The following is a 22648-nucleotide window of genomic DNA, read 5'->3' as shown; positions in this document are numbered from 1 at the left end:
GTTTCCTCAGCGCTCGTCCTCGATGAACCGGGGACGAGCGATCACCATGCCCGCGGTCGTCTGCACCGCGAGCGCGGCGAGCAGGAAGCCCATCGGCGCCGTCCACCCGCCGGTCGCCTCGTAGAGCACCCCGACGAGCAGCGGACCGAGCGCGGCGATCACGTAACCGGTGCTCTGCGCGAACGCGGACAGCGCCACCGTCCCGTCGGCGGTCCGGGCGCGCAGGCCGATGGTGGTCAGGATCAGCGGGAACGCGCCCTGGCCGAAGGCGAGCAGCAGGATCCACAGCACCGCCCCGTCGCGGGGGGCGAACGCCAGGCCCAGGTAGGCCGCCGCCGAGAACGCGGTCAGCCCGAACACCAGCGGGCGCAGGGTGCGCAGCCGACCGGCCAGCGTGGGCATCAGCAGGGCGACCGGCACGCCGAGCGCGGTGACCCCGGCGAGCAGCAGTCCGGCGGTCTCCGCGCGGAAGCCGGAATCCCGGAAGAGCTGGGCCAGCCAGCCCATGATGGCGTACCCGCTGAGCGACTGCGCGCCGAAGTAGACCGCCATCGCCCAGCCGAGCCGGGTGCGGGCCGGTCGGACCCGGGAGCGGACCGACGGGACCGCCGCCGGGGTGGTGGCCCGTCGGGCGGCCCGCGCCCGCAGTGCCAGCGGCACCCACGGGAGTACGGCCAGTGCCGCCAGCGCCGCCCACACCCCGAGCCCGGCCCGCCAGGAGCCGAAGGCGTGCGCCACCGGCACGGCGGCGGCCGCGGCCACCGTCGTGCCGGCCGTCAGGGCCATCGTGTACGCCCCGGTGACCAGCCCGGTCCGGTGCGGGAAGTGCTGCTTGACCAGCATCGGCAGCAGGATGTTCGCCACCGCGATGCCGGCCAGGGCGAGCGCGCTGGTGAGCACGAAGACCGCCGCCGAGTCGGTGACCACCCGGAGCACCTGACCGACGGTGAGGGCGAGCATCGCCACCACCAGCACCCGGGCCGCCGGCCAGCGGCGGATCAGCCACGGGGTGAGCGCGCCGAGTCCGGCAAACGCGATGGTGGGCAGCGTGGTGACGAGTCCGGCCATCGTGCCGGAGAGACCGAGCCCGGTGCGCACCTCGTCGAGCAGGGCACCCAGGCTGGTCACCGCCGCCCGCAGGTTGAGCGCGACCAGCAGCATCCCGACCAGCACCAGCGCGCCACCGGTGACCGGCGACGGGGCACGGTGGGTCGGCCGGTGGACGCCCGGTGCGGGTGGCTCGGCGGTGCCGCCCGCGCCGACGGTGGTGTCGTTCCGGCCGGTGGCGGTGGCCTCGACGCTGGCGGTTGGCGGGGTCATGACCTCGAACCTACAATCATGGGATGAATTTCGACAGCTGGTGTAACCGGTGACACCGTCAGTGGATTCCCCAGCGGTGGATTCCCCGGCCGTGCCCCCGCGCGGTCAACGGGTGCAGCAGACCATCGAGCAGCTCCGGAGCCGGATCCTCGGCGGCGAGTGGCCGGTCGGCGGGCGGATCCCCACCGAGCCGCAGCTGGTGACGGCGCTCGGGGTGGGGCGGAACACCGTCCGCGAGGCCGTCCGGGCGCTGGTGCACGCCGGGGTCCTGGAGTGCCGGCAGGGCTCCGGGACGTACGTGGTGTCGACCGACGAGCTGGCCCCGGTGGTGGCCCGCCGACTCACCGACGACCGGATGGCCGAGGTGGTCGAGGTCCGCCGGGCATTCGAGGTCGAGGCGGCCCGGTTGGCCGCGCTGCGGCGTACCCCGGAGGACCTGGTGGCGCTCGACGGCGCGCTCGCCGCCCGGGAGGCCGCCTGGCGGTCGGGCCGGGTCGGCGAGTTCGTGGAGGCGGACGTCGCGCTGCACACGGCGGTGGTCGCCGCCGCCCACAACGGCATGCTGGCCGAGCTGTACGCCTCGGTCGGCGCGGCCCTGCGCAGCACCGTCGCGCACGCCATCGGCGACACCCTGCTACCCCAGCGGTACGTCGACCACGGCCGACTGGTGGCGGCGATCCGGGACGGCGATCCGGGACGGGCGGCGATCGAGGCCGGTGCTTTTCTGGAGCCCCCGTCCGGGGCATAGGTTGTCCCCGACGGAGAACCGAACAGCACGGGAGTAGCGGGATGCTCAAGGGCTTCAAAGACTTCATCATGCGCGGCAACGTCGTCGACCTGGCGGTCGGTGTCGTCATCGGTGCCGCGTTCACGGGCGTGGTCACCCAGCTGACCAAGTCGTTCCTCGAACCACTGGTCCGGGTCATGATCGTGCTGATCACCGGCAACAAGAACGGCCTCAGCGGCTCCACGCCGACGTTCCGGGGCGTCCCGTTCGACTGGGTGGCCTTCGTCAACGCGGCGATCACCTTCGCGCTGACGGCGGCGGCGCTGTACTTCCTGGTCGTCTACCCGATGAACCGGCTCGCCGAGCGGCGCAAGCGGGGCGAGGAGCCGCCGCCGGCCGCGCCGAGCGAGGAGGTCAAGCTGCTCACCGAGATCCGCGACGCGCTGCTGGCCGGCGGCCACGCCACCCCGGGGCAGCGCGGCGCGCTCGACGACGTGCTGGGCCGCCACCCGGAGCCGCCCGCCACGCGCTGACCGACCGACGCACATCGGCCCCCGCGGAATTCTCGCGGGGGCCGACTCCTGTCGTACACATGTTCGATAGAGTCCGGCCATGGAGCAGCGTAGGCACTGGTGGAACGGCAAATGGGGACGACTGGCCCGACGGGACGTGTTCCTCCGGGTCGACGCCGACCGGTGGCACGTCGAGCAGCGGGCCGGCGGCGCGGAGGGCGTCTCCCAGTTCTACGAGTACGGCAGCGCCGACGAGGCCGAGGAGACCGTCCGCGCCCTGCTGGAGGGGGCGGACACCTGGCGGGAGCTGTCCCCGCGACCGCCCAGCGCCTGGGGCCCGCCGGTTTAGCGGTGGGTGGGGCAGGGAACCGCCCGGGGATGGAGCAGCAGGGCATGGCAGAGCAGGCGGTCCTCTCGCGGATCACCACCGGCATGCGGGTGGTCGACATGGTGGGGGTCGAGATCGGCACCGTCGACCTGGTCCAGCGGGGCGATCCCAACGCGGTGACCGTGCAGGCGGCGACCGCCGACCCCGGCGGCAGCCTGGACGAGCTGATCGAGTCGGTGGCCGTCGAGGAGCCCGACGTCCCGGCCGACCTGGCCGCCCGGCTGCTGCGGACCGGCTACCTGAAGGTCTCCACCGGCCTGGCCCGCACCGGCGCGGTGTACGTGCTGGCCGACCAGATCGCCACGGTCACCGACGACCAGGTACGCCTCAGCGTCCCCGTCGGCGATCTACCGCCGGAGGAGTGACCCGCCCCTGCGGTCAGGGGCGGGCCGGCGGGGGCGGAAGAGCAGCAGCATCAGCCAGCCGGCGAGCAGTCCCCAGAACGCTCCGCCCACGCCGAGCAGGCTCACCCCCGAGGCGGTGACCACGAAGGTGACCACCGCGGCCTCCCGGCTCCGGGCATCGGGATCGGCAGCCGGAGCGGCAGCGGCAGCAGGGCCGGGAGCGGCAGCGGGGGCGGCAGCAGGGCCGGGAGCGGCAGCGGCGTCGGGAGCGGCGTCGGGAGCGGCAGCGGCGTCGGGAGCGGCGTCGGGAGCGGCAGCGGCGTCGGGGGCGGCATTGGCATTGGCAGCGGCGTCGGGGGCGACCGAGGCGGCCGGGGCGGGCTGCGGGGCAGGGGTGAGGGCCGAGGAGAGGGCACCGGCCAACGCGCCGAGCAGTGCGAGCCCGGCGACCGCCTCGATGAGCACCGGCGGGGAGAGCAGCACCAGCGTGGTCGCCGCGCCCGCGCCGAGCCCGAGCAGCGCCAGGCCGATGCCGGCGGTCACCGAGGCGATCCAGCGCCGGTCCGGATCGGGGTGGGCGTCCGGGCCGGCGGCGAGGGCGGCGGTGATCGCGGCGAGGTTGACCGCGTGCCCGCCGGTGGCGGCACCGAGCGCGGTGGCCAGCCCGGTGGCGCGCAGTGCGGGGGCGAGCGGCGGCCGGTAGCCGTAGCCACGCAGCACCGCCGTGCCGGGCACGTTCTGGGCGGCCATGGTGACCAGGAACAGCGGCACCGCCAGGCCGATCAGCGCGGGCAGGGTGAACGTCGGCACGGTCGGCGACACCACCGGCCGCAGGTCGGCGACGCCCAGCCCCACCCCCGAGGTGGTCAGGGCGATCGCCACCGTTGCCGCCACCAGCGCGGCCGGCACCGCCCAGCGGCGGGCGAACCGGTGCAGCACCAACCAGGTGACGATCACCGGCGCGGCCAACGCCGGCACCTCGACCAGCGCGCGTACCGGGGCGGTGCACAGCGGCAGCAACACTCCGGCCAGCATCGCCGCCGCCACCGGTGCGGGGATGGCGGCCACCGCCCGGCCCAGGGCGGGGAAGAGGCCGGCGGCGACGATGAGCAGCCCGCACAGCAGGAAGGCCCCCACCGCTGCCGGCCAGCCGCCGGCGACCGGACCGGTGGCGACCAGCAGCGCCGCCCCCGGCGTGGACCAGGCGATGGAGATCGGCATCCGGTGCCGTAACCCGAGCCAGGTCGCGCAGATGCCGGCGGCGACGCTCACCGTGAGCAGCCCGGAGGCGGCCTGCGCCTCGCTGGCGCCGACCGCTCGCAGCCCGGCCAGCACCACGGTGAACGAGCTGGCGAAGCCGACCACGGCGGTCACCACCCCGGCCAGCACCGGTTGCAGCCGATCCCCCACCCGATCCTCCCCTCGCGTCCCGCGCCGGCCGACGACCCGCGGGGCCGGCCGGCGACCCGCGGACCGACCGGCCGGCGACAGACGGGCCGGCGTGGCCACCCCGGGCGCACCCGGCCGTGTCGACCCGCGTTCCGTTTACGGAACGGCGGCCGTGTAGCACCATAGCGGCATGACCCGGCCCCGCCCAGCCCGCCGTCCCGCGCTCGACGCCGACGCCGACGCCGGGGCGGTCGGCCGGCGGCTCCGCGCGCTGCGTACCGAGCGCGGGGTCTCGCTCTCCGCGCTGGCCCGTGCCGCCAAGGTCGGCAAGGCCACCGTCTCCGCCCTGGAGAACGGCACCCGCAACCCCACCCTGGAGACGCTCTACGCGATCACCGCCCAGCTCGGCGTGCCGTTGGCGGCCGTGCTCGCCGGGCCCGCCGACGCCCCGACCGTCCGGGGGGCGACGGTCGTCGCCACCCTGCTCGAGTCGTTCACCGACACCGAGGCCAGCTACGAGCTGTACCGGCTGCGGGTCCGCCCCGGCGGGGAGCAGATCTCCCCCGCCCACCACCCCGGCGTCACCGAACACGTCACCGTCTTCGCCGGGGTGCTACGCGCCGGCCCGGTCGACGCCCCGCAGACCGCCGCCGCCGGCGGCCACCTCCGCTGGACCTCCGACGTCCCGCACGGCTACGCCGCCCTCGGCGACGAGGAGGTGGCAGCCAGCCTGCTGGTGCGCTACCCCCGGAGCTGACCCGCGTCGGGCACCCGGTGCTGCACCGCCCAGAGCGCCGCCTCGGTCCGCGACGCCGAGCCGGTCTTGCGCAGCAGGTTCGACACGTGCACGGTCACCGTCCGGACCGAGATGCCCAGCGCCCGCGCGACCTGCTTGTTGGACATCCCGGCGACCAGGCACCCGAGCACGTCCACCTCCCGGCCGGTCAGCTCGACGTCGGGCAGCGCGCCCCGGGGCGTCGGCAGCCGCGGGTGCTCCGGCGACGGCTCCCCGACCAACGCCGCCAGGCCCTGTCCCGCGTGCTCGGCCAGCAACTCGGTGAGCGCGTACGGGTTGCCGCCGGTACGTTGCCGGACGGCGGCGCACACCCCGGCCGGGGGCCTGCTGCCGCCGTACACCTGGGTGAGGATCTCGGCCACCTCGGCGACGCCGAGCGGGCCGAGGTGCTGGCGCACCGCGCCGCGTACCCCGCACAGCCGGGCCAGGACGCGGCGGGTGAGTTCCGGCGCGACCGCGTCGGCCGGCGGGCGGCTCGCCACCACCAGCAGCGCCGGCAGGCGCGGCGCGGTGGCCAGCTCGACGACCAGGTTGAGGCTGGCCGGGTCGAGGTCGTGCAGATCCTCCACCACCAGCACGGCAGGACCGGTCCCCACCAGCAACCGGACGGTCCGCACGGCGAGCCGGAGCAGGGTGCCGGGGGCGTAGCGCTCGCGCGGCGCGGTCGGCTGCTGGGCCAGCCAGGCCAGCGCGTCGGACGGCAGGTCGAGCGCGCCGACGTCACGACCGCTGAGCACCGCCGCCAGCCAGTCGTAAGGGGCCGGATCGTGCACCCGCGCCGTGCCGGTGAGGACCACCGCCGGTCGGGGGTGGAGCCCTTCGACAGCCGCCGCCACCAGCAGACTCTTGCCCACCCCGGCGGCCCCGGTGATCACCGTGACGGCCGGCGACGGCCGGCCCTTTCCGGCCACGGTGGACCACGCCCGGTCGAGCTCCGCCAGCTCTCCGACGCGACCCACCATCGACACCGGGATCATTTCTCCCACCCTACGTACTAGTGCGTAGAGACGGAGGGAGGGTGTATCCGGCAAGCTGGTCGTATGACGCTGATCCTCCGCTCGGCCATCATCAACGACGTCGGCCTGGTCCGCACCAACAACGAGGACTCCGCCCTCGCCGGTGAACGCCTGGTCGCGGTGGCGGACGGCATGGGCGGGCTCCCCGCCGGTGAGGTGGCCAGCGAGATCGTCATCCGTATCCTGGACGAGCTGGTCCCGCCCACCGGCACCGACGAGGCCGCCGAGGCGTTGCGGGCCGTCGTCTCCACCGCCAACCGCCGCATCCGGGCCGCCATCTCCGCCGACCCGGCCCGCGAGGGCATGGGTACGACGCTGACCGCCGCCCTGCTCGCCGGGGACACCCTGGTCCTGGCCCAGGTCGGCGACTCCCGCTGCTATCTGCTGCGCGACGGTGAACTGACCCAGCTCACCCGGGACGACACCTTCGTCCAGGCGCTGGTCGACCAGGGCGCGCTCTCCCCCGACCAGGCCCGCCACCACCCGCAGCGGTCCCTGGTGACCCGGGCCGTGCAGGGCGCGGACGCGCCCCCCGCGATCGGCGTGCTGACCGTGTTCTCCGGGGACCGGGTGCTGCTGTGCAGCGACGGGCTCTCCGACTACGTGGCCGACACGGCGATCCACGGTGCGCTGATCGGCTACCAGGACCGTCAGCACTGCGGCGAGCAGCTGGTGAAACTGGCCCACCAGGCCGGCGCACCGGACAACGTCACCGTGGTCGTCTCCGACGTGACCGAGGGCTGAACCGGGCCGACCAGGTTGCGGCGGACCGCCGGTCAGGTTGGGATGGACAGATGCTCATCCGTCGCCTGGCAGCCGAGGAACGACTGACCACCAGCTTCCCGCTCCAGGCGTACGCCTTCGAGGCGACCCCGCTGAGCCGGGAGCGGGGCGACGCCTTCCACCGCTACCTGCCGTACAACAAGGGCAACCGGACGCTGGTGGTCGAGGAGGGCGGCGAGGCGCGGGCCACCGCCAGCGCGGTGCCGATGCGGCAGAACCTGCGCGGCGCGGTGCTGCCGATGGCCGGGGTGGCCGGCATCGCCACCCACCCGTTGGCCCGTCGGCAGGGATACGTCCGCGCCCTGCTGTGCCAGCTCCTCGACGAGATGCGCGACGGCGCGCACCCGGTGAGCGCGCTGTACCCGTTCCGGGCCAGTTTCTACGAGCGCTTCGGCTACGTGGGGCTGCCCCGGGCGCGTACCGTCCGGTTCTCCCCGGCCGACCTGGCCCCGCTGCTGCGCAGCGAGCTGCCCGGCACGGTGGACTGGGAGTCGATCGGCACCGGGTACGCCCGCTACCGGTCGTTCACCGAACGGTGTCTGCGGGAGCGGCACGGGTTCTCGATCTTCCCCGACTTCCGGGACGTCGGCCTGCGGGACCGCGACGACCGCTGGCTGATCACCGCGACGATCGACGGCAGCGTGGTCGGGGCGCTCACGTACCGGATCGACGACCACGGTGGCGAGCTGGTCGGGGACGACCTGCTCGCCGCCGACCCGTACGCCCGCGCCCTGCTGTTGCAGTTCCTCGCCCGGCACGTCGACCAGGTGGAGCGGATCAGCCTCCGGATCCCGGCCGACGAACTGCCCGAACTGTGGCTGACCGATCTGGCCGTGCACGTGGAGGCCCGGGTGGCCCGGCCCGGCTCGTCGGCGCCGATGGCCCGGCTGCTGAGCATGGACGCCCTCGTCGGGTTGCCGGTCGGCCCCGGCCGGGTCCGGGTGAACCTCGTCGACGACCGCTGGCTGGGCGGCACCCACCTGTTCGACGGCACCGCCGGCCGGCTGGAGTCGACCGCGGGCGGCCGGTCGGAGGGGGCCGGTGCGAGCCGGACGCCCACGGCCACGCTCACCGCCGCCGGGCTGTCCGCGCTGGTCTACGGGGTGCTCGACCCGGCCGAGGTGCACCTGCGAGGGCTGGGCGAGGTCGGCCCGGAGGCGGCGGCCGAGCTGCGGAGCCTCTTCCCCCGGGCGCTGCCCTACCTGTTCGCCGACTTCTGACCGGGCCAGCACCGGCCACCCGACGCGGCCGGAAACCGGCACGGTCGGCTGTCACCGGGCACCCGGCCCGGTCGGAAGCCGGCGCGGACAGCACGAACGGAAGCCGGCGCGGACAGCACGTGGTCAGCCGGCGCGGACAGAAGCCGGCACGAACAGAAGTCGGCGCGAACAGCGCGGACGGAAGCCGGCGCGGACAGAAGTCGACGCGAACAGCACCGACGGCCGGCCCAGACAGCGCGGACAGCGCGGACAGAAGCCGGCACGGACAGAAGTCGACGCGAACAGCACCGACGGCCGGCCCAGACAGCGCGGACAGCGCGGACAGAAGCCGGCGCGGACAGAAGTCGACGCGAACAGCACCGACGGCCGGCCCAGACAGCGCGGACAGCGCGGACGGAACTGGGCGCGGACAGCGCGGACGGAAGCCGGCGCGGACAGCGCGTGGCCAGCCGGCGCGGACAGTAGTCGGCCCGGCCGGACGTCGGCGGTGGGCCGGGGCCGGGGCCGGTTGGCGCGGCCCGGTGCTGGGTACCCTCCCCGGAATGCCGGAGTGGTTACAAGCCGGGGCGTGGGGCCTGTTGGCCGGTTCCGCCCTGCTGCTCGGGGCGGCCGTCGGGTTCTTCGCCCGGGTGCCCCGCAGGGTCGTCGCGTCGATCATGGCGTTCGGGGCGGGGGTGCTGCTCTCCGCGGTGTCGTTCGAGCTGATCGCCGAGGCGCACGAACAGGGCGGGCTGCTGCCGACCGCGCTCGGGGCGACGGGTGGGGCGTTGGCGTACACCGGGGCGAACCTGCTCCTCGCCCGACGGGGTGCCCGGCACCGGAAGCGGTCCGGCGGGGAACAACCCTCCGAACAGGAGCAACCGGGCTCCGGGTCGGCCATCGCGGTGGGCGCGCTGCTGGATGGCGTACCCGAGTCGGTGGTGATCGGCGCGAGCCTGCTGACCGGCGGCCCGGTGAGCCTGGTCACCGTGGTCGCGGTCTTCCTCAGCAACGTGCCGGAGGGGCTGTCGAGCGCCGCCGGGATGCGCCGGGCCGGCCGCTCCCGCCGCTACGTCTTCACACTGTGGACGGCGATCACCCTGGTCAGCGGGCTGGCCGCGCTGCTCGGTCACACCCTGCTGGGCGGTGCGCCGCCGGAGGTGCTGGCCACCATCACCGCGCTGGCCGCCGGGGCGATCCTCGCGATGATCACCGACACCATGGTCCCGGAGGCGTTCGAGGACGCCCACCTGCTGGTCGGCCTGATCACCGTGCTCGGGTTCCTCACCGCGTTCGCCCTCTCCCACGCCTGACCACCACCCTTCTCCGACCTACACCCCCACCTCACTCACATCCCCACCCGACCCACACCCCCACCTCACCCACAACCCCAACCGACCCACACCCCCACCTCACTCACATCCCGCCTCACACCCAGTCCACACCCGCGTACCGTGTCCCTCCCCTGCCCCGCGTCCCCGCAAGGAAAGATCGTGCTCGATCCTGGTTGTAGTGGTCTCCGTCCCCGCGGATGCCACTACAACCAGGATCCAGCGTGATCGAGCCGGACGCGCACGAGCCAGGCGCGCACGAGCCCGACGCGCACAAGCCCGGCACGCACAAGCCCGGCACGCACAAGCCGGGCGCGCACGAGCCAGGCGCGCACGAGCCCGGCGCGCACAAGCCGGACGCGCACGAGCCCGGCGCGCACAAGCCCGACGCGCACGAGCCGGGGGCGGGGTGTCGTCGGTCAGTAGGGGTCGCCCTGGCCGGGGACGCGGCCCCGGAGCAGCCCGGCGGGACGGCCGGGCAGGTCGGCGACACCGGACATCGGCGGTCCGGCGGTGTGGGCACCGTCGGCCATCCCGGCGAACAGGTCCCGCAGTGCGGTCACCGCGTCGACCTGCGGCTGCCAGCCGAGTTCGGTCTCGGCCCGCGCGCTGGACATCAACGGCGCGGCGAGCCCCAGCTCGACCCAACCCGCGTCCACCGGTTGCAGCCGGAGCCGCCAGGTCAGCGCCGCGGCGGCGCGCAGCACCGGGGCGGCCACCGGCACCGTCCAGCCCTTGAAGTGCCGGGCCACCAGCTCCGGGGTCAGCACCGGATCCGCGGCGACGTTGAACGCGCCGCGCGCGTCACCGAGGACCGCCCGCGCGTACGCGTCGGCCACGTCGTCGGCGTGCACCGCCTGCATCCGGAGCCGACGGTTGGCCGGTACGAGCGGAATCCGCCCGTACCGCAGCAGGCCCACCGGGGCCAGCGGCCCGAGGAAGTACCGGGTGATCTCGGTGCCCGCGTCCCGCTGGAAGATCAGTCCGGGGCGCAGCCGGACCACCCGGAGCCGTGGGTGGTCGGCCTCGACGGTGTCCAGCATCGCCTCGACCTCGGCCTTGTCCCGGCTGTACGAGGAACCGGGCACCCCGGTCGCCGGCCACCGCTCGCTGACCGGGTGGTCCTTCGGACCAGGTGCGTAGGTGCCGACCGACGAGGCGTACACCAGGGCGGGCACGCCGGCCCGGACGGTGGCCTCGGTCACCGCGCGGCTGCCGCCGACGTTGGTCCGGTGCAGCGTGCGCTGGTCGTGGCTGGGCTGGATCTGCCAGGCCAGGTGCACCACCGCGTCGGCCCCCGCGAAGATCGCGGTGAGGGTGTCGACCGCGCCGGGCGCTCCGACGTCGCAGGAGTGCCAGCGCACCCCGTCGTACGGGGTGCCGGCGTCCGGGCCGGGCAGCCGGCGGGCGACGCCGACCAGGTCCAGTCCCGGCTCCCGGCCCAGCCGCCGCAGCACCGCCGTGCCCACGTTGCCGCTGGCCCCCACGATCACGATCCGCATGCCGCCTGCGGTACCCGCTGCGCCCGACTCCAATCCCGTCCCGCAGGCCGACCCCCGTCCCGCAGGCCGACACCCATTCCGAACGGGCGGCCGATTCCCGGACCGGCCGCCGATTCCCGCCCCGGACCGTGCCGGACCACACCCGACCCGAACCGCCGGCCCACACCCGACCCGTCCAGGCCCGTCGACCCCCGACCCGGACCGGCCGCCGATTCCCGCCCCGGACCAGCGGCCGAGGCCCACCCTGCGCTGGGTGGGCGTCGGCGTGCGCTGCCCGGTCGGGTCAGCCACCCGCCGGGGTGCGGGCCGGACCGTTGTCGACCAGGCGGAACGTGCTGCGCAGCGGCGCGTCGCCCAACTCCTCCAGGATCAGGCCCCGACTGGGCGAGAACTGGAGGAACGCCGAGGCGTTGCTGATCGCGTACGCGCCCTTGCCCTTGCTGGTGATGGTGAACTGCTGGGTCGGCTTGCGGGCGTCGCAGACCGCCCCCTCGACGGTGAGCGGCCCGCCGTCACCGGGGTTGAGCACCTGCCAGCAGGCCGGGTCGTCGCTGGCGGGGTGGTTGTCGCGCCGGCCGTACGACTTGATCAGGTACTTGCCGCCCCCGGTCGGGGTCGGCACGAACAGCTGGCGTCCACTGTCGTCGTCGACCTCGACCAGGGTGCCGCCGTCCATCGACACGCCGGACTCGGTCGACTGCACCCGGACGATGGTGACCTCCCGCTTGCCGGACAGCACGGGGGTGGCCGCCCCGGCGGTGGCCGACGGCTTCCCGGTGGGCCTGGACGACGGTGCCGTCGTCGCCGGTGCCGTCGTCGGGGCGGCCGTCGTCGCCGGGCCGGAGGGGGTCGCGGTGGCCGACGGCGTGCCGGTCCCGGACGCGGCGTCGGTGGGTTTCCCGGCACCTTCCCCGCAGGCCACCAGCGTCCCGAGGCACGCCAGCATCGCCACCGGGGTAACAACCCACTTCACCTTCACCATGCTGTGCTCCATCCACCTTCCCGCGCGGGTGCGCGGACTCGTCCACTGTGCCCGCACAGCGGGATCGTCCACTGTGCTCTCAGGCCGGCGGTGATTGCCCCGGCACCGTCTGGACGCCCAGGACCCCCCGCCGGTTTCCCTCGTACCCGGGAAAGGTGCGGACCAGCCGTGCACGCCCTCGACGGTGGTGGACCGACGGCCCGCAGAGGTGACATATACATGACTGCGAGTAGTCATGTTGGGCGGTGGGTTGCCGCGAGGACCCGACCGAAGCCCGTCGCCCAGCGTGCCACATGCATGACTTTTCGCTGTATAGGCAGGCTAACCGCTTGATCATCGATCTCTAGAAAGATTGTGGACAGTGCGGTATCTACTTTTCCCCGCCGCCACGGATAGTAATTGTCAGAGCGAGGGCGACGAGGGAGAACGATGAACGAAGCGCTGGCGGAGACGCTCTCCGACCCCGAGGTGGTGGCCATGACCCTGGCCATGGCCGCCGCGGCGGCGGGGTCGACGAGGGCCTACCTCACGCACCGGACCCGGCTGTCAGCGGAACGCGAGGCCTCGACACGCACCGCGGCCCGGATGAACGGGCTGGTGGGGCTGGCCGCGACCGGACACGACACGGTGCGGATCGTGGAGCGTGACCGTGACGGGCACCGTGCGGTCGAGCTGGGCGGGTGCGGCGGGCCGCGGTGCCAGACCCCGGGGGAGGCCGCATGATCGAGGTCGAGGGCACCGCGGCCCTGATCCCCGAGCCGGCCGGCAGGGAGGCGTTGCGCCAGGCGGACGCCGCCCGCCTCAAGGCCGAGCACGACCGGGAGTTCGCCGCCTTCGCGGAGGACTCGTACCACACCGTGGAGCGGATCCTCCGGGCCGAGTGCCCGGACCGGGAGGTGGTCGAGGACGCACTCAACGAGGCGTACCTGCACGGGCGGGTCCAGTGGCACAAGCTGCGCGACTACGCCAAGCCGATCGGCTGGGTGATCGTCACCGCCCGGTACAAGATCCGCAAGGACCGCCACCGACGTCAGCGTGAGGCCGCGGTCGCGCCGGAGGACCTGCCGCCGACGCCGCAGCCCGACATCGCCGACGTGTGGGAGGCGCAGGAGGCGTTACGGAGCTGGTTGCACCAGCTTCCCGCCCGGCAGGCCGAGGTGTTCCAGATGGACCGGGAGGGCTTCTCCAACCCGGAGATCGCCCGGCTCCTCGGGCTGACCGAGAACAGCGTCCGGTCCTACAAGGTCGCGGCCCGCAGGAGGCTGCGCGAGCTGGCCGAGGAGGCCGGCTACCCGGGTCCGGACGGCGGCCGGCGACAGGGGGGAAGCCGTGGATCTCGATGACGTCCTGGCGCTGGCCGAGGCGAGCCGGCCCGGTCCGCTCGAACTGGCCCGCGCCCGCCGCGTCGCCCGGACCGCGCAGGGGCGCTACGACGCGGCGCTCGCCGACGGACACCGGATATTCGTCGACAGCGACCTCTACGACCCGCTGACCGGGGACGTCGACGAGGCGACCCGGGTCTCCCGCGCCGCGCAGTCAGCCAAGCAGGGCACCATCACCTGGACGGCCGGTGCGGGCCGGCGGCACGGGCCGGGCCGGCTGTGCTGGTCGGACGAGATGGCGATGATCTTCGGGCAGGCTCCCGGGACGCTCCGCCTCACCCCGGAGACGCTGCTGCGGCTCGTGCACCCGGCGGACGTGGACCGGGTCCGGCGGGCCGTCCGGGCGACGTGGGAACGGGGCCGGCCGGACGAGATCGTCTTCCGGGTGGTCCATCCGGGGGGCAGCGTCCGGCACGTCCGCTGCCACCTGGAGATCCTCACCGCCGCCGGCCGGGCGTCGGGGATCATCGCGACCGGAGAGGACGTCACCGCGCTGGAGCTGGCCCGGCAGGAGCGGCGGCGGATCGCCGTCCGCGACGGGATGCTCTGCGTCGACCTGGCCGTGCCGGACACCGTGACCGGGCTGCCCACCCGGAGCTACCTCATCGACGAGGTGGACCGGGCACGCCGGAGCACCGGCGGGGCACTCGTCGTCGTGGCCACCGAACCGGCCACCCGGCTGCCCGACGCCCTCACCGACGACGACCACGACGAGTTGGCGGCGGCGATCGCCCGGCTCCTGCGGACGACCGTCGGCGCCGGGGCGACCTGCGGCCTGGTCGGTTCCGGCCTGTGGGGGGTGCTGCTCGGCAGCGCCGACGGGTGCCCGGAGACCGCCGGGACGCTGGCCGACACGCTCGTCGACACGTTCCGGCGGCACCTGTTCGGGGTCCGCGGCAGGACCCTGCGCCTCAACACCTGGGCGGGCGTGGTGCACTTCGGCAGCGACGTCCCCGACACCGGGTTCGACCTCCTCGTCGACGGTGAGCACGCGGCCCGCGACGCCCGTCGCAGCGCCACCGGGGTAGGGGTCCTCGACCAGCCGGTCGCCGCCGTCGACCGGGCCACCCGCTGCCGCTCCCGGGTCCGCCGGGCGGTGTCGGCCGACAGGTTCACCCTCTATGCCCAGCCCATCGTCGACCTGCGTCTCAACCAGGTGACCCGGCACGAGATCCTGCTCCGGGTGCGCAACGACATCGGGGAGCCGACCGCACCCTGGGCGTTCCTCGACATGGCCGAACGGGTCGGCGAGATTCTCGCCGTGGACAAGTGGGTCATCGACCACGCCCTGGCACTGATCGGCCGCGGTGCCCAGACCTCCCATTACCAGATCAATGTTTCCGGTAAGTCACTCGCCGACCCGGGGCTGCTCGATTTCGTGAACGAGGCGATCCGTCGGCACCGGGTCAAGCCGGAGTGTCTGACCTTTGAGATCACCGAAACCGCCCTCGTCGAGAACCGTAACGAGGCCCTGGCCTTCGCCACCGGGATCCGGCAGGCCGGTTGCCACCTGGCACTCGACGACTTCGGTACGGGATACGGCGCTCTCGCCCATTTGAAATACCTCCCGGTCGACCTGGTGAAAATCGACGGAATGTTCGTCGTCAACCTCTGTCGTTCGCCGGCCGACCAGGCGGTCGTGTCGAAGCTGACCGAGCTGTGCCACACCCTCGGCATCCACGTCGCCGCCGAGTACGTGCAGGACGACGCGACACTCGAACTGCTGCGGAGCTGGGATGTCGACTTCGCCCAGGGCTACCGGACCGGGCGGCCCGAGCCGATCGCGGTGAGCCCGAAACACCAGGTCCAGACGGTCGAACTCGAACTACGGCTGCCGCCGCAGTACACCGCCATGGGCTGAGCGGGGGCCGGCGGCGGGCGTCCGGCGGCCCCACGCCCGACGTCGACCGGTGAGCCGGGCGGGTGGGGACGCCGGGCGGTCACCGCCGGGGCGCCCCCGCCACCGGGCGTGTCGGTCAACTCCCGAATCGATCTCTGACCTGCGCGGCGGGGACGGAACCGTGCACCGTCGGCGAATCACGGCCGGGCGCGGGACCGGACAGACGGTAAGGTTGGCACACATCGGCGTCGGCCAGTGGCGTCGACGTCTGGTGTCTTTGGCTTGACCAGGATTGGATACGACGACTTGGCGCACAAACAGGCCGACCGCGAAGACCCGCGCCGCGCCTCAGACGATCAGGCTCCACCGACGACTCCCGGTGGACGTGCCGGTCGACCGCAGTCAATCAAACGCCGCGTGATCAGGCTGGTGCTCATTCCCAGTGTCGTCGCCCTGGTCGTCTGGCTCGTCGCCTCCGGTTATCTCATCTTCCAGGGTTTCTACAACCGTCAGGTCGCCAACAGCGTCCGGCAGGTGTCGATCCCGGCGGTCTCGGCGCTCTCCTCGATCCAGCAGGAGCGGCGGCTGAGCGTGAGCTACCTGACCCAGCCCTCCCGGGACCTGGGCCGGTTGATCGAGCAACGGCAGCAGACGGACCAGCGGGTGGCCGCCCTCCGGCCGGTCGCCGACTCCGCGCTGGCCAACGCCCCGGACTCGATCGTGTCGCGGTGGAGGACACTGGCCGGCCTGCTGGACGAGCTGCCGAGCGTGCGGAGCACCATCGACTCCCGGTCGGCCAACGGCTCGGGGGTCTACGACTTCTACAACCGGCTGCTCGACGCCGCCACCGGCCTGTTCGACACCCAGGCGAGAATCGTCCCCGACGCCACCGCCGCCCAGGGGGGCATCGCGGCGACCGAGGCCTTCCGCGCCAGTGACCTGATGTCGCGCGCCGGCTCCACCATCGACGGCGCGTTCGGTGCCCGTACGCTCAGCTCCGAAGACCATCTCGAGTTCGTCAGCCTGGTGGGGGCGTACCACGCCGGCCTGGGCAACGTCGCGCCGCACCTGGAGCCGGAGGCCCGCGAGCGCTTCGCCGCGATCACCGCGAGCAGCGCCTGGCGGGAACTCGTCGCGGCGGAGAAGGCTGTGGTCAGCAACGGACCGTGGCGTTCCGGCGCACCCCGTGCGCTGTCGTTCAACCGGACCCAGTGGGAAACCCTCACCCGGCAGGTCTCCGACGACCTGATCAACCTGACCGTCGTCCAGGCCGACAAGGTCTCGGCCCGCACGCTGCGCACCGGCAACACCCAGCTGCTGACCGCCTCCCTGGGCAGTCTGGTCGCGCTGCTCGTCGTCATCGCCGCGATCATCTGGGCGATCCGCCAGTCGCAGATCCTGGTCGACCGGGCGCTGTCGGTCCGCCTCGCCCAACTGGGCCGCGACGCCGAGGCGGTGGTCGACCAGAAACTACCGGCCATGATGGACCGGCTCCGCCGCCGGGAGAAGGTCGACCTCGCCGCCGAACTACCCCTGCCGGAGTACGGCAGCGACGAGATCGGCCGGGTCGCGGAGGTCATCAACCGTTCGTTGCAGGCCGCGGCGGGCGCGGCCGTCGACGAGGCGAAGACCCGGGCGGCGGGTATCGCGATGCTGATGGGCGTCGCGCGCCGCCCGCAGCGGCCGTTGCAGCGTGGTCTGAAGGTCATCGAGGACCTGCAGAACCGGATCGGGGACGAGAAGCTGCTGGCGGAACTCTTCGACATCAACCACCAGCTCACCCAGACCCGCCGCTTCCTGGAGAACCTCGTCATCCTGGCCGGCGGTCAGATCGGCCGGCGCTTCCAGAACCCGGTGCCGGTACGCAGGGTGCTGCTGGCGGCCTTCGCGGAGGCCCAGCAGTACCAGCGCATCACGTTGCGCAGCGCGCCCGACGTGGCGGTCGTCGGCCCGGCGGTGGCCGGCACCGTCCACCTGGTGGCCGAGCTGCTGGACAACGCGCTGACGTTCTCCCCGCCGGAGACCACCGTCTGGGTCACCTGCATCGAGGTCAAGCGCGGCATCGCGGTGGAGATCGAGGACGCCGGCGTCGGCATGCGGGCGGACGCCCTGGAGCAGGCGAACGAGCTGCTCGCCACGGCGCCCACCCCGGACGTGACGGCGCTCAAGGACGGTGCCCAGGTCGGTCTGCACGTGGTGGCCGAGCTGGCCAAGCGCGACGGCATCCAGGTCAGCCTGCGCGCCTCGGCGTACGGCGGCCTGTTGGCGATCGTGCTGCTGCCCGACCGCGTGATCGCCAGTGACCCGTTCACCGGTGACCTGGACCGCACCGACCCCGGCGTCGTACCCCTCGGTGCCGTCGCCACGGCGATGTCGCGCCCCGGTCTCGGCGCGGTGCTGCCGGCCGGCAACGGCCGGCGGGAGCTGCACCCCGCCGCCGGTGCCCGGCCCACCGCGATGGCGACGACGGCAGCGGGCGGACCGGTCCGGGCAGCGGCCGACCCGTCCGGCGATCGACGGGCTGACCGCACCGGGGGCACCATGACCGACGTTCCGGCACAGCGCGGCGCGGTCCGTGGCGGCCCGGCCGCCCCCCAGGTCGCCGACCGGCCGCCGCTGCCGCACCGCCGGCCGCAGCAACACCTCGCCCCCGAGTTGCGGGAGGACGGCCTGACCGGCCAGAAGCCGGACGTGGCGACGACCACCCGGTCCCCCGAGGAGGCCCGGGACCGGTTCACCAAGTACCAACGGGCCTGGGCCGCTGGCCGGGCGGCGAAAAACGGGGACTCAGCCAGCAGAGACGACCAAGGCAGGAATGTATGACCCACTCGGCATCGCAGAACGATCTGACCTGGATCCTCGACGATCTGGTGGAGGTTCCTGACGTTGTCTACGCGGTTGTCCTGTCCACCGACGGGTTGATCGTGCAGAAATCCACGTCACTCCCGCAGGACGCCGGGGAGTTGCTGGCCGCCGGCGCGTCGTCCCTGCACAGCATCGCGGCGGGGATGGGCCGGCGCTTCGACAGCGGGCCGGTGCAACAGGTGATCATCGAGTACGAGGGACGGACGCTGTTCGTCGCCGCCGCCGGCCAGAACGCCCGACTGGCGGTGCTCTGCGAGCAGTCCGTCGACATGGGCACCGTCGCGTACGAGATGAGCCGCCTGGTGACCCGGATCGGCGACTACCTCGGCTCGGAGGCCCGGCTGGACAGCGGGGCACTCGTCGATCGACCAGGATCGAAGCTATGACCTACGACGTGTGGGACGGCGACGACGAGGCGGAGGCCGGCCGGCTCGTGCCGCTGTACATCCTCGTCAACGGCCGCACCAGCCCCCGGAACACCAGCCTGGACCTGGCCACCCAGGTGATCGCCCTGCCGGCCGATCCGAGCCGGTTGGAGCTGGAGTACCGGGACATCCTCCACCAGTGCAACGGCTGGATCTCCATCGCCGAGATCGGCGCCTACCTGCACCGCCCGCTGACCATCACCAAGGTGATGGTCGACGTGCTGCACGAGCAGGGGTTCCTGGACATCGGCTCGCCGGCACAGGAGAAGATCGCCGACCGCTGGCTGCTGGAGACGGTGCTCGCCGGACTTCAGCGGATCTAGACAAGAGGGACTGATACCACGTGGATCGAAAATCGGTGAAGGTCGTCGTGGCGGGCGGCTTCGGCACCGGCAAGACCACCCTGGTCGGCTCGGTCAGCGAGATTCCGCCACTGGTCACCGAGGAGGTCCTCACCCAGGCCAGCGTCGGCGTGGACGACATCACCGGGATCGAGGGCAAGACGAGCACGACGGTCGCGCTGGACTTCGGGCGGATCACCATCAGCAACGACGTCGTGCTCTACCTGTTCGGCACGCCGGGGCAGGACCGGTTCTGGTTCATCTGGGACGAGCTGGCCCAGGGCGCGGTGGGCGCGATCGTGCTGGTGGACACCCGCCGGCTCGGCACCAGCTTCCCTGCCGTCGACTACTTCGAGCGCCGGGGCATCCCCTTCGTCGCCGCGGTGAACCGGTTCTACGGCGAGTGCCCCTACACCGAGGAGGAGATCCGCGCCGCGCTGGAGCTGGACCCGACCGTGCCGCTGCTGTGGTGCGACGCGCGCGACCGGGCCTCCAGCAAGCAGGCGCTGATCGAGCTGGTCCGGCACGCGCTGTCCCGGCTGCCCGCGACCGCCTGAGCCCCGCCGCCGGGCCGACAGGCCACCGGGCCGCCGGGCCACCGGGCCGCCGGCCGACCGCCTGGGCCGCGCCGCCCCGACCGGCCGCCGGGCCGCCACCGCCCGGTCGCTCACCGCTTCCGGGGGAGCTGTGCCAGCCGCACCTTGAAGTGGCGCAGCAGGGGTGGCGACGAGACCACCCGGTAGCCGGGAACCCGCTCGGGTTCCTTGGCGATGTCGGCGAGGACGGCCGCCACGTAGTCGAGGTGGGTGTCGGTGTAGACCCGGCGCGGGACGGCCAGCCGCACCAGCTCGAACGGGGCCGGGGTGACCAGCCGGTGCTGGTCGTCCATCCCGCCGAGGTAGAGCGAACCCAGTTCCGCGCAGCGGATACCGCCGTCGAGGTAGAGCTGACAGCCGAGGGCGTGACCGGGGAACTCCTGCGGCGACAGGTGGGGCAGCAACCGGCCAGCGTTGAGGTAGAGGGCGTGGATGCCGGGCGGTGCGACGGTGTCCACCCCCGCCTCGTTGATGAGCCGGGCCAGCCGGGCGGTGGAGGCGGCCCGCGCCGCCAGGTACCGGGGGTCGACCACCTCCCGCAGCCCCTGGGCCAGCCGTTCGAGATCGTGGCCGGCCAGTCCGCCGTAGGTGGAGAACCCCTCGGTGGCGATCAGGTTCGCCTCGCACCGGGCGTGCACGTCGTCGTCGCGCAGCCCGATGAGCCCACCGATCGCCGACAGACCGTCCTTCTTGAGACTCACCACGCAGCCGTCGGCGAGCCCGAAGGTGTGGGTGGCGATCTGCCGTGGCGTCCAGTCCTCGTAGCCCGGCTCCCGTTGCCCGACGAGCCAGGCGTTCTCGGCGAACCGCGCCGCGTCCAGGAAGAACGGCACCCGGTGCCGACGGCACAGGTCACGGACGGCGGTGAGGTTGGCGACCGACACGGGTTGCGCGCCGAGCCCGTTGTTGGTGATGGTCATCAGGACCAGGCCGACCCGGTCCCGCTCCGGGCCGCCGAGGGTGGCCGCCAACGCGTCGAGGTCGATGTCGCCCTTGAACGGTTCCGGGCTGTCGAGGTCGGACGCGGCCGGGCAGGGCAGGTCCCGGGGCTCGGCGCCGGCCAGCTCGACGTTGGCGCGGGTGGTGTCGAAGTGGGTGTTGCTGAGGCAGAGCTGGCCGGGCTTCAGCAGGCTGCCGAAGAGCACGCGTTCGCCGGCCCGTCCCTGGTGGACCGGCAGGATGTGCGGGTACCCGGTGAGGTCGTGGACCTCGTCGCGGAACCGGAACCAGGAGCGTGCCCCGGCGTACGACTCGTCGCCGAGCGCGGCGGCGGCCTCCTGCGCGGCCGAGGTGGCACCGGTGCCGGAGTCCGACAGCAGGTCGACGGTGATCTGGTCGGCGCGCAGGTTGAACGGGTTGAATCCCGCCCCGGCCAGGGCCGCCCGCCGCTCCTGCTCGCTCAGGAAGGGGATCGGCTCGACCACCTTGATCCGGTACGGGGGCAGCATCTTGTGCGCGTCCACGACCACAGCTCGCTCCTCGGGGGATTCAGGGGTGTCCCGCTCCGGTCCGGCCGGTCGGGGTCGTCAGCGTCGCGCCGTCGAGCGAGAACCGGTGGCGGGCCGGCGGACGCACCTGGTAGGCCTCGGCGGACAGGTAGACGGTCACCCCGGGCCGGGGTGCGCCCAGCCGCAGCGACAGGTGCGGGATCAGCCCGACACCGTCGCGCAGCGGCCGACGGGCCACCGCGGCGAGCGCCCGGTCCAGCACGGCGCGGTCGAACCCGTAGCGGTCCAGCACGGCGACCACCCGGTCGTACGCCTCCTCGTCGTCGTCGACGTAGCCCCGGATCGGCACGTAGAGGCTGTAGCCGACGGGCCGGTCGACCCCCTCGACCAGGGTGTAGCTGCCGACCAGGGGGAGGCCGACGAACCGGGTCCGGTCGCCACCGGCGATCGCGCAGAACTCGGCGAGCCGGCTGGCGTCGGCGTCGTCGACCACGCCGGCCGCCCGGACGACGTCCCGCACCTGGACGTCGTGATGGGTCAGGTAGAGCTTGACCCGCGCCTGCGTGCTGTCGTGCAGGTCGAGGGCGAAGAAGGTCAACCGGTCCCGGTGGCCGAGTTCCCCCGGCCGGATGCCGTAGTCGAGCATCGCCTGGTAGGACCGGCCCAGCCCGAGTCGGTGCAGCGCCTCGGAGACCAGGCTCGGTGCGCGGTCCACCCCCCTGAGCTCCGGGTTGAGGTAGACCTTGAACTCCGGTCGCCGGCCGTTGCGGAACACCAGCGAGCACCAGAGGGCGAACACGCCCTGCGGGTCGCGGGTGGCGAACAGGTCCCGCACCGAGTCCAGCCGGGACGTCGACAGTCCGGCACGGTGTGCGTGGGTGTCCAGGAACCGCTGGGTGGCGAGCATGTTGGCCAACCGGCCGGGTGGCGCTCCCAGCGTCTCGCCGAGGATCCGCACCGTCGGCGGCTCGGTGGGGCTGAAGGCGACGGAGAACTCGACGGGGGTGTGGTCGTCGGCGACGTTGGACGGCCAGGGCGGCGGGGCCGACAACGGCTGCTGACCGGCCGGGCCGAGCAGGCTCTCCAGCAGTTCCAGCGGCTCCGCCGCGCCGGTCCCGACGGCCCCGCACAGGCGTCGCAACTGGTCGCGCAGGTGATCGGAAAGGGACGCCTCGTCCATCAGTCATCTCTCCCGATCAGCCGACCAATCGAAAGAGACTTTAGGAATCATTTCGCAATAAGGTCAAGATCAGTCACAACTTGCAACGACATAACAAGATCGAGGATGACAAATCACCCCCCTTGATCACCGAGAGTGGCGTAAACGACACGTTACCGCACGTCGCCGGCAGCTCTGCGCGCACGGTTTCCCCGAGTCACCACTCAGCAACCGACCGTCCACATCGACCACCCGACCACCACCCGACGGCAGCGACCGGCAACCGTGCGTGCTTGTCATATC

The 22648-nt window shown here is 73.2% G+C and carries 22 protein-coding genes; 15 read left to right on the top strand and 7 right to left on the bottom strand.

Features of this window, described 5'->3' with window-relative positions; translation table 11 throughout:
* Positions 1–6: 6 nt before the first annotated feature.
* Positions 7–1161, bottom strand: coding sequence for an MFS transporter (locus O7612_RS02560; RefSeq protein WP_282273769.1), 1155 nt, complete (start codon positions 1159–1161; stop codon positions 7–9).
* A 220-nt stretch (positions 1162–1381) separates the two neighbouring features.
* Here O7612_RS02560 and O7612_RS02555 point away from each other — a divergent pair, with 220 nt between their 5' ends.
* From O7612_RS02555 to O7612_RS02540, 4 genes are all read left to right on the top strand, one after another.
* Positions 1382–2068, top strand: a complete 687-nt coding sequence (locus tag O7612_RS02555; RefSeq protein ID WP_282270114.1) for a FadR/GntR family transcriptional regulator — start codon at positions 1382–1384, stop codon at positions 2066–2068.
* 41 nt (positions 2069–2109) lie between these two features.
* Positions 2110–2580: a large conductance mechanosensitive channel protein MscL gene (mscL, locus tag O7612_RS02550; protein ID WP_067310153.1), complete on the top strand. Its 471-nt coding sequence runs from the start codon at positions 2110–2112 to the stop codon at positions 2578–2580.
* Between the two features lie 79 nt (positions 2581–2659).
* On the top strand, positions 2660–2908 hold the full coding sequence (locus tag O7612_RS02545) for a hypothetical protein (RefSeq protein WP_282270113.1): 249 nt from the start codon (positions 2660–2662) through the stop codon (positions 2906–2908).
* 44 nt (positions 2909–2952) lie between these two features.
* Entirely contained in the window at positions 2953–3312 is a 360-nt protein-coding gene (locus O7612_RS02540) for a hypothetical protein (RefSeq protein WP_282270111.1), read from the top strand.
* Here the strand turns inward: O7612_RS02540 and O7612_RS02535 are convergent.
* The gene (locus O7612_RS02535) at positions 3295–4701 is read right to left on the bottom strand and encodes a benzoate/H(+) symporter BenE family transporter (RefSeq protein WP_282270109.1); all 1407 of its coding nucleotides are present in this window, start codon (positions 4699–4701) and stop codon (positions 3295–3297) included. The genes O7612_RS02540 and O7612_RS02535 overlap by 18 nt on opposite strands.
* Before the next feature lie 169 nt (positions 4702–4870).
* Between O7612_RS02535 and O7612_RS02530 the strand changes: the two genes are divergently transcribed.
* Entirely contained in the window at positions 4871–5437 is a 567-nt protein-coding gene (locus tag O7612_RS02530; RefSeq protein WP_282270107.1) for a helix-turn-helix domain-containing protein, read from the top strand.
* Here the strand turns inward: O7612_RS02530 and O7612_RS02525 are convergent.
* Positions 5422–6453 (bottom strand): AAA family ATPase, encoded by a 1032-nt coding sequence (locus tag O7612_RS02525; RefSeq protein WP_282270105.1) that lies wholly within the window; start codon positions 6451–6453, stop codon positions 5422–5424. The genes O7612_RS02530 and O7612_RS02525 overlap by 16 nt on opposite strands.
* Positions 6454–6516: 63 nt before the next feature.
* Between O7612_RS02525 and O7612_RS02520 the strand changes: the two genes are divergently transcribed.
* The 3 genes from O7612_RS02520 to O7612_RS02510 all read left to right on the top strand — a co-directional run bounded on the left by O7612_RS02520 (position 6517) and on the right by O7612_RS02510 (position 9787).
* Positions 6517–7236, top strand: a complete 720-nt coding sequence (locus O7612_RS02520; protein ID WP_282270104.1) for a protein phosphatase 2C domain-containing protein — start codon at positions 6517–6519, stop codon at positions 7234–7236.
* Between the two features lie 50 nt (positions 7237–7286).
* The gene (locus tag O7612_RS02515; RefSeq protein ID WP_282270102.1) at positions 7287–8495 is read left to right on the top strand and encodes a GNAT family N-acetyltransferase; all 1209 of its coding nucleotides are present in this window, start codon (positions 7287–7289) and stop codon (positions 8493–8495) included.
* Positions 8496–9037: 542 nt separating this feature from the next.
* The gene (locus O7612_RS02510; protein WP_282270100.1) at positions 9038–9787 is read left to right on the top strand and encodes a ZIP family zinc transporter; all 750 of its coding nucleotides are present in this window, start codon (positions 9038–9040) and stop codon (positions 9785–9787) included.
* Positions 9788–10224: 437 nt separating this feature from the next.
* On the opposite strand, the gene O7612_RS02505 is transcribed toward O7612_RS02510, so the two are convergent.
* Together O7612_RS02505 and O7612_RS02500 are read right to left on the bottom strand one after the other, a co-directional pair.
* Positions 10225–11307, bottom strand: coding sequence for an NAD-dependent epimerase/dehydratase family protein (locus O7612_RS02505; protein WP_282270098.1), 1083 nt, complete (start codon positions 11305–11307; stop codon positions 10225–10227).
* A gap of 283 nt (positions 11308–11590) precedes the next feature.
* The gene (locus O7612_RS02500) at positions 11591–12289 is read right to left on the bottom strand and encodes a hypothetical protein (RefSeq protein WP_282270096.1); all 699 of its coding nucleotides are present in this window, start codon (positions 12287–12289) and stop codon (positions 11591–11593) included.
* 429 nt (positions 12290–12718) lie between these two features.
* Between O7612_RS02500 and O7612_RS02495 the strand changes: the two genes are divergently transcribed.
* From O7612_RS02495 to O7612_RS02465, 7 genes are all read left to right on the top strand, one after another.
* Entirely contained in the window at positions 12719–13012 is a 294-nt protein-coding gene (locus O7612_RS02495) for a hypothetical protein (RefSeq protein ID WP_282270094.1), read from the top strand.
* Positions 13009–13632: a sigma-70 family RNA polymerase sigma factor gene (locus O7612_RS02490; protein ID WP_282270092.1), complete on the top strand. Its 624-nt coding sequence runs from the start codon at positions 13009–13011 to the stop codon at positions 13630–13632. Before O7612_RS02495 ends, O7612_RS02490 begins: the two co-directional genes overlap by 4 nt.
* Positions 13619–15532 (top strand): GGDEF domain-containing phosphodiesterase, encoded by a 1914-nt coding sequence (locus O7612_RS02485; RefSeq protein WP_282270090.1) that lies wholly within the window; start codon positions 13619–13621, stop codon positions 15530–15532. Before O7612_RS02490 ends, O7612_RS02485 begins: the two co-directional genes overlap by 14 nt.
* Before the next feature lie 408 nt (positions 15533–15940).
* Positions 15941–18334 (top strand): nitrate- and nitrite sensing domain-containing protein, encoded by a 2394-nt coding sequence (locus O7612_RS02480; protein WP_282270089.1) that lies wholly within the window; start codon positions 15941–15943, stop codon positions 18332–18334.
* Complete coding sequence (locus tag O7612_RS02475; protein ID WP_282270088.1) at positions 18331–18762, top strand: roadblock/LC7 domain-containing protein; 432 nt, start codon at positions 18331–18333, stop codon at positions 18760–18762. The genes O7612_RS02480 and O7612_RS02475 overlap by 4 nt, the downstream gene beginning before the upstream one ends.
* The gene (locus O7612_RS02470) at positions 18759–19124 is read left to right on the top strand and encodes a DUF742 domain-containing protein (RefSeq protein WP_067310453.1); all 366 of its coding nucleotides are present in this window, start codon (positions 18759–18761) and stop codon (positions 19122–19124) included. Before O7612_RS02475 ends, O7612_RS02470 begins: the two co-directional genes overlap by 4 nt.
* 35 nt (positions 19125–19159) lie before the next feature.
* Positions 19160–19699, top strand: coding sequence for an ATP/GTP-binding protein (locus O7612_RS02465; RefSeq protein ID WP_282270087.1), 540 nt, complete (start codon positions 19160–19162; stop codon positions 19697–19699).
* A 110-nt stretch (positions 19700–19809) separates the two neighbouring features.
* Here the strand turns inward: O7612_RS02465 and O7612_RS02460 are convergent, their stop codons facing one another.
* Entirely contained in the window at positions 19810–21207 is a 1398-nt protein-coding gene (locus O7612_RS02460; RefSeq protein WP_282270083.1) for a tryptophanase, read from the bottom strand.
* Between the two features lie 19 nt (positions 21208–21226).
* A complete protein-coding gene (locus O7612_RS02455) occupies positions 21227–22366 on the bottom strand; it encodes a tryptophan dimethylallyltransferase family protein (protein ID WP_282270081.1) in 1140 nt (379 codons plus the stop codon).
* Positions 22367–22648: the final 282 nt, after the last annotated feature.

Origin of the sequence: Micromonospora sp. WMMD987 (genome assembly GCF_029581435.1) — a bacterium.
GTDB lineage: Bacteria > Actinomycetota > Actinomycetes > Mycobacteriales > Micromonosporaceae > Micromonospora > Micromonospora rifamycinica.
The sequence above is the reverse complement of the archived record's forward strand: the minus strand, read 5'-3'. Positions and strand labels throughout refer to the sequence as shown.

Coding starts and splice junctions, on each gene's coding strand:
- O7612_RS02540 (WP_282270111.1), top strand. CDS start 2,953: ATGGCAGAGCAGGCGGTCCTCTCGCGGATCACCACCGGCATGCGGGTG.
- O7612_RS02500 (WP_282270096.1), bottom strand. CDS start 12,289: ATGGTGAAGGTGAAGTGGGTTGTTACCCCGGTGGCGATGCTGGCGTGC.
- O7612_RS02455 (WP_282270081.1), bottom strand. CDS start 22,366: ATGGACGAGGCGTCCCTTTCCGATCACCTGCGCGACCAGTTGCGACGC.
- O7612_RS02510 (WP_282270100.1), top strand. CDS start 9,038: ATGCCGGAGTGGTTACAAGCCGGGGCGTGGGGCCTGTTGGCCGGTTCC.
- O7612_RS02530 (WP_282270107.1), top strand. CDS start 4,871: ATGACCCGGCCCCGCCCAGCCCGCCGTCCCGCGCTCGACGCCGACGCC.
- O7612_RS02515 (WP_282270102.1), top strand. CDS start 7,287: ATGCTCATCCGTCGCCTGGCAGCCGAGGAACGACTGACCACCAGCTTC.
- O7612_RS02560 (WP_282273769.1), bottom strand. CDS start 1,161: ATGCTGCTGGTCGCGCTCAACCTGCGGGCGGCGGTGACCAGCCTGGGT.
- O7612_RS02505 (WP_282270098.1), bottom strand. CDS start 11,307: ATGCGGATCGTGATCGTGGGGGCCAGCGGCAACGTGGGCACGGCGGTG.
- O7612_RS02520 (WP_282270104.1), top strand. CDS start 6,517: ATGACGCTGATCCTCCGCTCGGCCATCATCAACGACGTCGGCCTGGTC.
- O7612_RS02475 (WP_282270088.1), top strand. CDS start 18,331: ATGACCCACTCGGCATCGCAGAACGATCTGACCTGGATCCTCGACGAT.
- O7612_RS02545 (WP_282270113.1), top strand. CDS start 2,660: ATGGAGCAGCGTAGGCACTGGTGGAACGGCAAATGGGGACGACTGGCC.
- O7612_RS02470 (WP_067310453.1), top strand. CDS start 18,759: ATGACCTACGACGTGTGGGACGGCGACGACGAGGCGGAGGCCGGCCGG.
- O7612_RS02495 (WP_282270094.1), top strand. CDS start 12,719: ATGAACGAAGCGCTGGCGGAGACGCTCTCCGACCCCGAGGTGGTGGCC.
- O7612_RS02490 (WP_282270092.1), top strand. CDS start 13,009: ATGATCGAGGTCGAGGGCACCGCGGCCCTGATCCCCGAGCCGGCCGGC.
- O7612_RS02525 (WP_282270105.1), bottom strand. CDS start 6,453: ATGATCCCGGTGTCGATGGTGGGTCGCGTCGGAGAGCTGGCGGAGCTC.
- mscL (WP_067310153.1), top strand. CDS start 2,110: ATGCTCAAGGGCTTCAAAGACTTCATCATGCGCGGCAACGTCGTCGAC.